The organism is Streptomyces sp. NPDC088730, from assembly GCF_044751215.1.
Classification (GTDB): domain Bacteria; phylum Actinomycetota; class Actinomycetes; order Streptomycetales; family Streptomycetaceae; genus Streptomyces.
Genome location: NZ_JBIVLK010000028.1, coordinates 40002 through 50848 on the forward strand (window position 1 = coordinate 40002; position 10847 = coordinate 50848).

General features: G+C 70.3%; 13 protein-coding genes. 11 read left to right on the forward strand and 2 right to left on the reverse strand.

The genetic code is table 11. The annotated features are described in order from the left end of the window. The first annotated feature begins 37 nt into the window (after positions 1–37). The 9 genes from ACIP89_RS37050 (at position 38) to ACIP89_RS37090 (ending at position 7203) form a co-directional block, all read left to right on the forward strand. Positions 38–556, forward strand: a complete 519-nt coding sequence (locus ACIP89_RS37050) for a recombinase family protein (RefSeq protein WP_402118865.1) — start codon at positions 38–40, stop codon at positions 554–556. Positions 557–558: 2 nt separating this feature from the next. After that, entirely contained in the window at positions 559–987 is a 429-nt protein-coding gene (locus tag ACIP89_RS37055) for a tyrosine-type recombinase/integrase (RefSeq protein WP_402118866.1), read from the forward strand. Between the two features lie 75 nt (positions 988–1062). Then, positions 1063–1986 carry a HipA family kinase gene (locus tag ACIP89_RS37060; protein WP_402118867.1) on the forward strand — a complete coding sequence of 308 codons (924 nt, stop codon included), beginning with the start codon at positions 1063–1065 and terminating at the stop codon, positions 1984–1986. Further along, entirely contained in the window at positions 1983–2366 is a 384-nt protein-coding gene (locus ACIP89_RS37065) for a DUF3037 domain-containing protein (RefSeq protein WP_401930349.1), read from the forward strand. The genes ACIP89_RS37060 and ACIP89_RS37065 overlap by 4 nt, the downstream gene beginning before the upstream one ends. Positions 2367–2538: 172 nt before the next feature. Next, a complete protein-coding gene (fabG, locus tag ACIP89_RS37070) occupies positions 2539–3300 on the forward strand; it encodes a 3-oxoacyl-ACP reductase FabG (RefSeq protein WP_401930351.1) in 762 nt (253 codons plus the stop codon). 20 nt (positions 3301–3320) lie between these two features. Then, entirely contained in the window at positions 3321–4076 is a 756-nt protein-coding gene (locus ACIP89_RS37075; protein WP_401930353.1) for an SDR family oxidoreductase, read from the forward strand. Between the two features lie 118 nt (positions 4077–4194). Further along, on the forward strand, positions 4195–5775 hold the full coding sequence (locus ACIP89_RS37080) for an ABC transporter substrate-binding protein (protein ID WP_401930354.1): 1581 nt from the start codon (positions 4195–4197) through the stop codon (positions 5773–5775). A 117-nt stretch (positions 5776–5892) separates the two neighbouring features. Then, entirely contained in the window at positions 5893–6576 is a 684-nt protein-coding gene (locus ACIP89_RS37085) for a uracil-DNA glycosylase (protein WP_402118869.1), read from the forward strand. 141 nt (positions 6577–6717) lie between these two features. Then, entirely contained in the window at positions 6718–7203 is a 486-nt protein-coding gene (locus tag ACIP89_RS37090) for a hypothetical protein (RefSeq protein WP_401930356.1), read from the forward strand. 38 nt (positions 7204–7241) lie between these two features. Here ACIP89_RS37090 and ACIP89_RS37095 read toward each other — a convergent pair whose 3' ends face one another. Together ACIP89_RS37095 and ACIP89_RS37100 are read right to left on the reverse strand one after the other, a co-directional pair. Beyond that, entirely contained in the window at positions 7242–7706 is a 465-nt protein-coding gene (locus ACIP89_RS37095; RefSeq protein WP_402118872.1) for a hypothetical protein, read from the reverse strand. A 148-nt stretch (positions 7707–7854) separates the two neighbouring features. Next, on the reverse strand, positions 7855–8496 hold the full coding sequence (locus ACIP89_RS37100) for a TetR/AcrR family transcriptional regulator (RefSeq protein ID WP_402118874.1): 642 nt from the start codon (positions 8494–8496) through the stop codon (positions 7855–7857). Positions 8497–8585: 89 nt separating this feature from the next. Between ACIP89_RS37100 and ACIP89_RS37105 the strand changes: the two genes are divergently transcribed. Continuing rightward, positions 8586–9836, forward strand: a complete 1251-nt coding sequence (locus ACIP89_RS37105; RefSeq protein ID WP_402118877.1) for an FAD-dependent monooxygenase — start codon at positions 8586–8588, stop codon at positions 9834–9836. Positions 9837–9855: 19 nt separating this feature from the next. After that, entirely contained in the window at positions 9856–10755 is a 900-nt protein-coding gene (locus ACIP89_RS37110) for a Gfo/Idh/MocA family protein (protein WP_402118879.1), read from the forward strand. The last annotated feature ends 92 nt before the right edge of the window (positions 10756–10847 follow it).

Sequence of the window (10847 nt, forward strand, 5' to 3'; positions counted from 1 at the left end):
TCACGAGCGGGAGAGGCCTCCTTCTGAGACTTACACTGTGCGAAAATCCGCACCCATCACGGACCCTCAGCAGCCTTTTCCGACCGACCGGTCGGACGCGGACGACGTCGAACAGCATTCATGTCCGAAGTGTGACGCCCGGCCCGGCTCGACGCGCTCGTGGGGCCCGGCATGCCCGAGGGACAAGATCTTCGCCGGGAAGATCAGTACCCGCATCCGCGTACGGCCAAAGTCTGAGGAAGGGCTGCGGACCGCGCGGGAGGTCAAGGCGCACGCCCCGCACTGCCGGGTCACCTTCACTGTGTACGAGATGAAGCGGCTCGGCCGCGACGCCGCCGAACTCACCGCGCTCGCCGACCACCTCACCGCCCACGGCCTCATCCTGGAGATACTCGCCGGGCCCCCGCCTGGCATCTACGACCCCGCCGGCCCGGGGAAGCTGCTGCTCGCGTTCTTCGCCGCGATGGCGGAGACCGAGCGGGAGAACATCCGCGAGTCCTCGCTCGAAGGGCTCGACACCGCGGGCCCGGAAGGGCAAGAGCGTTCCCGCCGGTAGAGGTGGAGCTTCCGTGGGGGAAGCCGGAGGGGGAGGACAAGAAGTTCTCCCCGCTGCTCACCACACGCTTCGGCGACGCCATCGCGGTGAACACATGGAACACCCACACCTGGAAGCCGGCCTTGGCTCAGGCTGGCGTCATCCCGCCGCGTGCCGAGGGGGCGAAAGCCTGGCGGTGGGCAGCAGCCCCGAAAGATGGCTTCCATGTGCTTCGGCACACCTGTGCCTCGATCATGCTGGAAGCCGGAGAGTCGGTCGTGACCTTGGCGAGCTGGCTCGGGCATTCCTCACCCGTGATCACCCTCGGTTACTATGCTCACTTCATGCCGGAGGCCGGCAGCAAGGGGCGGGGAACCATCGACAGACTGCATATAGAGAGGGGAGAGCGGCACGCCAGTCGAAACTCCCCAGATTCTCCCCAGCGTCGTTGACCGTCGATTGTCGCCCTCGCGCCTCAGAGAGGGCGTCCGTGGATTGCAAGGCTGTAGAGATAGGTGGCCTGGGAAATGCTCAAAGAGGTGATCGCGACCCGCTATGTCACGCCCCTGCGTGAGGGCGGCTCGCTTCCGGGGCTCGTCGAGGCCGACGACCTCGGCACGTACGTCATGAAGTTCACCGGGGCGGGTCAGGGGCGCAAGACGCTGGTCGCCGAGGTGATCTGCGGACAGCTCGGCCGCAGGCTCGGGCTGCGTGTCCCCGATCTCGTGCAGATGCAGCTGGACCCGGTCATCGGCCTCGCCGAGCCCGACCAGGAGGTCCAGGAGCTCCTGAAGGCGAGCGGCGGCCTCAACCTCGGGATGGACTTCCTGCCCGGTTCCCTCGGGTTCGACGCGCTCGCCTACCAGGTGGATCCGCGCGAGGCGGGCCGCGTGGTCTGGTTCGACGCGCTGATCAACAACGTCGACCGGTCCTGGCGCAATCCGAACATGCTGATCTGGCACGGCGACCTCTGGCTCATCGACCACGGCGCCACCATGATCTGGCACCACAACTGGCCGGGCGCCCAGGCCTCCGCCGCCAGGGCCTACAACGCCTCGGACCACGCGCTGGCCCCCTTCGCCCCCGACGTCGCCGCGGCCGCCGCCGAACTCGCCCCGCTGGTCACCGAGGAACTGCTCACCGAGGTCGCCGCCGACGTGCCCGACGAGTGGCTGGTGGACGAGCCCGGGTTCGACTCGACCGACCAGCTCCGGCGCGCCTATGTGGACGCCCTGCTCGCACGGGCGGCGACCATTCACGAGCGGATCACCCTGGACGCGCCGACCGCCGACAAGCCGTCCCAGGCCCCGGGCTGGCTCACCGAACGCCTCGCCCCGAGGCGTGACGCCAAGAACGCCAAGAACACCGAGAACGCCAAGAACGCCAAGAACACCGAGAACACCAAGAACACCGAGAACACCGAGACCAGCGACGAGAGCGGCCGGCCGTGACTGAGCGTGTTGTCTTCGAGTACGCCCTGCTGCGTGTGGTGCCGCGGGTCCAGCGCGGCGAGTTCTTCAACGCCGGCGTCGTCGTCTACTGCCGGGCGAAGGGGTTCGTCGCCGCCCGCACGGAACTCGACGAGGTGAAGCTCAAGGCGCTGGACCCCGACGCCGACGTCACCGGGGTGCGGGCCGCACTGTACGGCGTCGAGGGCATCTGCCGGGGCGGTACGGAGGCGGGCCAGGCCGCGGCCGACGACGCCGGGCGGCGCTTTCGCTGGCTGATCGCCCCGCGCTCGACCGTCATCCAGCCGAGCCCCGTGCACAGCGGTCTCACCACCGACCCCGCCGCGGAGGTGGAGCGGCTGCTCGACCTTCTGGTGCGCTGATCCAGGTGTGATATGCGCCGCTGCGTCCGTGGGCCGTTGACACCGGGTGCCAGGCCTTCTAGCGTCTCGACTGCTGAAGGTACTAAGCGGTTGCTCAGTTATCGGGAACCATTTCGCAGGGAATGTGCCTGACGTCCGCTGAGCCGCGATCCAAGGGCGAGGAGAACCAAGCATGTCCACCACCGAGCAGCGCGTAGCCATCGTGACGGGAGCGGCACGGGGTATCGGTGCAGCCACCGCGGTACGCCTGGCGGCCGAGGGCCGCGCCGTCGCCGTACTCGACCTGGACGAGGCGGCCTGCAAGGACACCGTCGAGAAGATCACCGCCGCCGGGGGCCGGGCCCTCGCCGTCGGCTGCGATGTGTCGGACGGCGCCCAGGTGGAAGCCGCCGTCGCGCGGGTCGCCGCGGAGCTCGGCGCCCCGACGATCCTCGTGAACAACGCGGGCGTGCTCCGTGACAACCTGCTCTTCAAGATGAGCGAGTCCGACTGGGACACCGTGATGAACGTGCACCTCAAGGGCGCGTTCCTGATGGCCAAGGCCGTCCAGAAGCACATGGTGGACCAGAAGTTCGGCCGGATCGTGTCGCTGTCCTCCTCCTCGGCGCTGGGCAACCGGGGTCAGGCCAATTACGCCGCGGTCAAGGCGGGCCTGCAGGGCTTCACCAAGACGCTGGCCAAGGAGCTCGGCAAGTTCGGGATCACCGCCAACGCCGTCGCCCCCGGCTTCATCGTCACCGAGATGACCGCGCAGACGGCGGCCCGGGTCGGCATGGGCTTCGAGGAGTTCCAGGCCGCTGCCGCCACCCAGATCCCGGTGCAGCGCGTCGGCTTCCCCGAGGACATCGCCAACGCCATCGCCTTCTTCTCGGGCGACGACGCGGGCTTCGTCTCCGGCCAGGTCATGTACGTCGCCGGCGGACCGCTCAACTGACCCGAAGGGCTGCGGACATCATGACTGTGCAGGACAGTGGCAAGGTCGCGCTGATCACCGGCGCGAGCCGGGGCATCGGCTACGGCATCGCCCAGGCGCTCGTGGCCCGGGGCGACCGGGTGTGCATCACCGGACGCGGTGAGGACGCGCTGAAGGAGGCCGTCGAGACGCTCGGCTCCGGCCGCGTCATCGCCGTGGCGGGCAAGGCGCACGACGAGGCGCACCAGGCGGTGGCCGTCGAGCGCACCATGGAGGCGTTCGGCCGGGTCGACTTCCTGGTCAACAACGCCGGTACGAACCCGGTCTTCGGGCCGATGGCCGAGCTCGACCTCAACGTCGCCCGCAAGGTCTTCGAGACGAACGTGGTCTCTGCGCTCGGCTTCGCGCAGCAGACCTGGAAGGCCTGGCAGAAGGAGAACGGCGGGGCGATCGTCAACATCGCCTCCGTGGCGGGCGTCTCCGCCTCGCCCTTCATCGGCGCCTACGGCATGAGCAAGGCCGCGATGATCAACCTGACCCTTCAGCTGGCGCACGAGTTCGCGCCGGTCGTGCGGGTCAACTCGATCGCCCCCGCGGTCGTGAAGACCAGGTTCGCCCAGGCGCTGTACGAGGGCCGTGAGGCGGAGGCGGCCGCGCCCTACCCGCTCGGGCGGCTCGGTGTTCCCGAGGACATCGGTGGCGCCGCGGCCTTCCTCACGTCGGACCAGTCCGACTGGATCACCGGACAGACCCTGGTGGTCGACGGCGGGATTTTCCTGAACGCGGGCGTTGGCTGAGAACAGCCTGAGCGGGTTTGGCCCTGATTGACTCAAGTGCCCCGTCGGGCCTGCGGATTGACCCGACGGGGCGCTGCGGTATGGTCTGCCGACCCATGGCTGATCGAGGAGCGTGCACGTGTTCTACCGGGCCAGTCTGCAGGCCGCTGCAGCCCTTGCTTCCCTGTCTCTGCTGGCCGGCTGCGGTCTGTTGTCTGACAGCGGTTCGGATGTGGAGCAGAAGCTAGCTGTCGGGACGACCAGCCAACCCTCCACCCTCGACCCGGCGGCGGCGTGGGACGGCTCCTGGGAGCTGATGCGCAACGTGTTCCAGACCCTGGTCAGCTTCCCCACCGGGAGTACGAGCCCGGAGCCGGACGCCGCGGACCACTGCAAGTTCACCGACACCACCAGTACCGCGTACCGCTGCACGCTCCGCGAGGGTCTGAAGTTCTCCAACGGCGAGAAGCTCGACGCCGAGGCCGTGAAGTACTCCATAGACCGGATCAGGACGATCGCGGTCAAGGGCGGACCGGTCGGCATGCTCGGTTCGCTCGACCGGGTGGAGACCAAGGGCGACCTGGAGGTGGTCTTCCACCTGACCAAGCCGGACGCCACCTTCCCGTTCATCCTGGCCACGCCCGCCATGTCGCTGGTCGCACCGGGCGAGTACTCGGCACACAAGATCCGCGACGACGGCAAGGTCACCGGTTCCGGGCCGTACCTGCTGGACGCGTACAAGCAGGGTGACCGGTCCGAACTGGTCAAGAACCCCGACTACAAGGGTTTCGCGGACCGCAAGAACGACGCCGTGACCATCCGGTACTTCAAGGAGTCCGGCGCCATGGTGAAGGCGCTCAAGAAGAACGAGATCGACGCCACCTACCGAGGGCTGTCCGCGAAGGAGGTGGTCAGCCTGGAGGACAACCAGGACAAGAAGGGCGACCTCCAGCTCGTCGAGACGGTCGGCGCCGACATCCGCTTCCTGGTCTTCAACCCCAAGGACCCGGCCGCCGGGAAACCGGCGGTGCGGCGGGCGATCGCCCAGCTGGTGGACCGGGACGCGCTGGTGGCCAAGGTCTACCAGGGTACCGCGGAACCGCTCTACTCCATGGTGCCCAAGGGCATCGCGGGCCACACGACGAGCTTCTTCGACACCTTCGGCGACCCGGACCCGAAGAAGGCCGAGAAGATCCTCACGGACGCCGGTATCACCGAGCCCGTGGCGATGACCTTCTGGTTCACCACCGACCGGTACGGATCCTCGACGGCACCCGAGTTCGACGAGCTCAAGCGTCAGCTGGAGGCCTCCGGCCTCTTCCGGATCACGTTGAAGAGCCGTCCTTGGAACACGTTCCAGGATGGGTTCAACAAGGGTGAGTACCCCGTCTTCGGTCGCGGCTGGTTCCCGGACTTCCCGGACCCGGACAACTTCATCGCCCCCTTCGTGGGCAAGGACAGCATCACCGGCATGCCGTACGCGAAGGACGAGATCACAAAGCAGGTGCTGCCCCAGACCCGCAAGGAGAGTGACCGGGGCGCGGTCAGCCGCCAGTTCGAGGTGGCCCAGAAGGCCCTCGTCGACGACGTCCGGCTGCTGCCGCTGTGGCAGGGCAAGCTCTACGTGGCGGCCGGCGAGGACATCGGCGGCGGCGAACGGGCCCTGGACCCGCAGACGGTCATGCAGATGTGGGAGCTGTACCGCAAGGCCAGCTGGTAGCCCGGCGGGCCGCTCGCGGTCCCTCCGGGCAGCGGCCGGGAGGCTCCAGGCCCCGTTGTCAGTGGTCGCCGGTAGGTTCTGGCATCAAGAACTGATTGCATACCGGAGGTTGTTGACGTGACCGACACCGACCAGCTGCCCGATTCCTGGCGCGGCGTCCTCGGCGAAGAGCTGCAGAAGCCGTACTTCAAGGAGCTCACCGAGTTCGTCGAGGAGGAGCGGGCCGCGGGACCGGTCTACCCGCCCCGGGGGCAGGTGTTCGCCGCGCTCGACGCGACCCCCTACGACAAGGTGAAGGTCCTGGTCCTCGGGCAGGACCCGTACCACGGCGAGGGCCAGGGGCACGGGCTGTGCTTCTCCGTGCGCCCCGGTGTGAAGACCCCGCCGTCCCTGCGGAACATCTACAAGGAGATGAAGGAGGAGCTCGGTCTGCCGGTCCCGGACAACGGGTACCTGATGCCGTGGGCCGAACAGGGCGTGCTGCTCCTCAACGCCGTGCTGACCGTGCGCGCGGGCGAGGCCAACTCGCACAAGGGCAAGGGCTGGGAGAAGGTCACTGACGCGGTGATCCGCGCGGTCGCGTCCCGGCCCGACCCGGCGGTCTTCGTGCTCTGGGGCAACTACGCGCAGAAGAAGCTCCCGCTCATCGACGAGGAGCGCCACGTGGTGGTGAAGGGCGCACACCCCTCGCCGCTCTCGGCGAAGAAGTTCTTCGGATCCCGCCCGTTCACCCAGATCAACGAGGCCGTCGCGGCGCAGGGGCACCAGCCCATCGACTGGCGCATCCCCGACCTGGGCTGAGGGCGCGCCGGAGCCTGGGTGCGATTGTGCGCCGCTGCGGTTAGCGTCGAACCGGCCGGAACCATCCGGAACGGCCCGAAACCGTACGGAACCTCGTGGGTCCGGCCGGGCGCAGACGGACGGGTACCGAGGGAGACCGCAGTGACGGAGCAGCAGGAGGCGTCGCAGGACGTCGTCATGACCAGAATCGGCCAGGCGGTCATGCTGCTGCACGGCGGTGACCGCGAGGAGGCGCGCAACCGCTTCGGCCTCCTCTGGGCGGAGATCGGTGCGGAGGGTGACGCCCTGCACCGGTGCACCCTCGCGCACTACATGGCGGACACCCAGGACGATCCCGCTGACGAGCTGGCCTGGGACCTGCGGGCACTGGCCGCCGCGCAGGTGCTGACCGACGAGCGCGTCGCGGAACACCGCGACGCGCTCGCGGTCCGGGCCTTCTACCCGTCGCTGCACCTCAACCTCGCGGCGGACTACGTGAAGCTCCGGCGCCGGGCGGCGGCCCGGATCCATCTCGACCGGGCCCGGGACGCCTCGGGGGTGCTCGCAGAGGACGGGGCCGACGACGGCTACGGGGGCGGGGTCCGGGCGGCCATCGGGCGGCTGGAGCTGCGGCTGCGGGAGCTCTGAGGGGAACGGCGGGCGGCGTTCCGTGCCGGCCCGCCCGGTCAGTGTCCGTAGGTGCGGTCGCAGATCAGTGACTGCGGGCTGCCCGCCGGCCAGTGCCCGTATCCCCGTCCGAGCGCGCAGACATCCGTCCCGGTCACCGGAGTCGGCAGGGCGGGTGGGGCCGGGTGGGGAGGTGCGGGCACGGCCCGGCGCGGCGGCCGGGGGTGCGCCGGGCCGGGGTCCTGCCGGGGCTGTGGGGCGTGGGGCACGGCACGGGGTCCGGTGTGGCGCACGGCCGGAGGAGCGGCGGACGCCCGGCCCGCGGTGGACGGTTTCGGGTCCGGGACGGCTTCCAGGATGTCGTGGACCGGAGGCCGGCCGATCTGCGGGGCCAGATCCTGGGCGGCCGGGCGGGGTGAGGGGGCCGGCGGGGCGCTCGGCCGCGGCTGCACGGACACGCAACCGGACAGGGCCGTGACCGCCACGGCGACCAGGAGCTTCACGGTGGTACTGGTTCGATGCACCTGATCAACTCTGCTGTGCGGACCGGCCGTCGAGTGGGCCGGAACCCCCGGATTGATCCGCACGAGTGACCCCGGTCAGCGTGGCGCCCCCGCGAGCTCGGCCCGGTCCAGACGGAAGCCCCACGGCCCGGAGGGCGGGGCCCGTGCGTCAGTGCCCGAGCATCCCGCGCAGCAGCTCGCCGAAGCCGGTGCGCAGTTCCGCCTCCGAGGGCACGGCACGGCTGTACGAGCCGGCCGCGCACGAGAACATCAGCCCCTCGCACCAGGCGACCAGGGACAGGGCGTGCCGTTCGGGCTCGGGTGATCCGGCCGCCGTCATCAGCGCGACCAGCGGTTCGCGGAACTGCCGGCCCGTCGCGTCGAAGAACGCCCGCAGCTCGGGTCGGCGCGTGGCCTCCAGGGCGAGTTCGTACCGGCAGACGAGCAGTTCGGGGTGGCGGGTCAGATAGCGGTGCAGGGCCAGCGCCAGACCGGCGATCAGCGCGTCCTGGCCGGGGACGGAGGGGCCGGCTACTGGGCCGGGGGAGGCGGAGGGGCCTGCCGCCGGGCCGGGTGCCGGGAGTTCGCCCGGTGCCAGTACCCGGGCCTCCCGTTCGGCCAGGCGGCGCACCGCCGCCTCCAGCAGGGACTGGCGGGTGCGGGCGTAGTTGGACGTCGAGCCCTGGGGGAGCCCGGCCCGTTCGTCCACCGCCCGGTGCGTCAGCCCCCGCATGCCGCGTTCGGCCAGCAGGGCGAGCGCGGCGTCGGTGATCAGATCGGCACGGGGGGAGCCGGTGGTGCGTGTGGCCATGGGATCAACCTACCGCCGGAACTACAGGTGTAGTACGTTGGAGTTGTTACTACGGCTGTAGTTTCCGGTACCGGGATCGAGGAGGAGTCATGCACGAACCCCGTGCGGTCGTCATCGGCAGCGGAATCGGTGGACTCGCGACGGCGGTGGCCCTGCACCGGTCGGGATGGCAGGTCACCGTGCTGGAACGGGCCGCGTCGCTGGAACCCGTAGGTGCCGGAATCAGCCTCGCCCCCAACTCCCAGCGCGCCCTGGACGTCATCGGGCTCGGCGACGAGATCAGGTCCCTGGCCGCCTGGCAGGGCGAGGGCGGTATGCGTTCACCGGACGGCCGCTGGCTGGCCAGGACCGACAGCAGCGCCGCGGCCGAGCGGTTCGGCGGTCCGCTCGTCCTGCTGCACCGGGCCACCCTGGTCGACCGCCTCGCCGCCGCGCTCCCCGCGTCCGCCATCCGCACCGGCTGCCCGGCCCGGCTCGTGGACCCGGGCACCGCGGGCGGCCGGCCCGCCGTGATCGGCACTCCGGACGGGACCGTCGAGGCCGAACTCGTGATCGGCGCCGACGGCATCCACTCGGCCGTGCGGGACGTCCTCTTCCCGGACCACCCCGGCCCGTCGTACGCGGGCTTCACCACCTGGCGCGTCCTGGTCCCCGCGCCCGCCGGACCCTTCGCCCCGCACGAGACCTGGGGGCGCGGCGCGCTCTGGGGCAGCCAGCCGCTCAAGGACGGCCGGATCTACGCGTACGCGGCCGCGGCCGCCCCGGCAGGTGCGCGCGCCGCCGACGACGAGCGGGCGGAACTGCTGCGCAGGTTCGGTGACTGGCACCGGCCGGTCCCCGAAATCATCGAATCCGCCGCACCGGGAAGCGTCCTGCGCAACGACGTCCACCAGATGACCGACCCGCTGCCCGCCTTCCACCGGGGCCGCGCGGCGCTCGTCGGAGACGCCGCCCACGCCATGGCCCCCACCCTGGGCCAGGGCGGCAACCAGGCCATCGAGGACGCCATCGTGCTCGCCCACCACGTCGCACCGGACACCGACCTGGGCGCGGGCCTCGCCACGTACACCGCGGAACGGCTGCCCCGGACCACCGCCGTCGTGCGCAAGGCGGCACAGGTCTCGCGGCTGATGCGCCTGTCCGGGCCCGTCTCCGTCGCGCTGCGCGACTTCACCATGTCCACGGTCTCCCGGCTCGGACCGGGTCTCGTGCTGCGGACGTTCGACGGCATCGCCGACTGGCGCCCGCCGCGGCACACGTATGCTGCCGGGACGAACGACGCGCCGGTCGTACAAACGCGGCGGACCACCACGGACGAGAACCGCGACGCACGGCGCTGAACAGCGAGAGGGAAACCCTGTGAAGGTCGGCTGCATCGGGCTCGGAGACATCGCGCAGAAGGCGTACCTGCCGGTACTCAGCACCCTGCCGGGGGTCGAACTGCATCTGCAGACCCGCACCCCCGCCACCCTGGCCGCCGTCGCCGAGACCCACCGGATCCCCTCCGCGCAGTGCCACACGGACCTCGGCTCGCTGCTCGCCCAGGGACTGGACGCGGCATTCGTGCACGCCCCGACCGCGACGCATCCGGAGATCGCCGGCCGGCTGATCGAGGCCGGCGTCCCCACCTACGTCGACAAGCCGCTCGCCTACGGGCTCGCGGAGTCCGAGCGACTGGTGGAGCTGGCGGAGGCCCGCGGTGTCGGCCTCGCCGTCGGGTTCAACCGCCGCCTGGCGCCCGGCTACGCCCAGTGCGCCGAGCACCCGCGCGAGCTGATCCTCATGCAGAAGAACCGGGTCGGGCTGCCGGAGGACCCCCGGACCATGGTGTTCGACGACTTCATCCATGTGGTCGACACCCTGCGCTTCCTGGTCCCCGGCCCGGTCGAGCACACCGTCGTACGGGGCAGGATCCGCGACGGCCTGATGCACCACGTCGTGCTCCAGCTCTCCGGCGACGGTTTCACCGCCATCGGGGCGATGAACCGGCTCAGCGGCTCGACCGAGGAACGCCTTGAGGTCTCCGGCCAGGACTCCAAGCGCGAGGTCGTCAACCTCGCCGAGGTGATCGACCACAAGGGCCAGCCGAGCGTACGGCGGCGCGGCGACTGGGTGCCGGTGGCCCGCCAGCGCGGCATCGAGCAGAGCGTGCTGACGTTCCTGGACGCCGTGCGCACCGGAAGGACGCCGAGCGCCCGGGACGCCCTGGAGACGCACGAGCTGTGCGAGCGCGTCCTGCGCGACCTCGACTGCGCTTAGGCCGTGTCCGTAAAGTCGGCGGCTCGTTACTCCGTTCGTGGTGCGTCGACATGAACTGACGGATGAGTCGTGGGCGTTGATCGCTCCGTTGC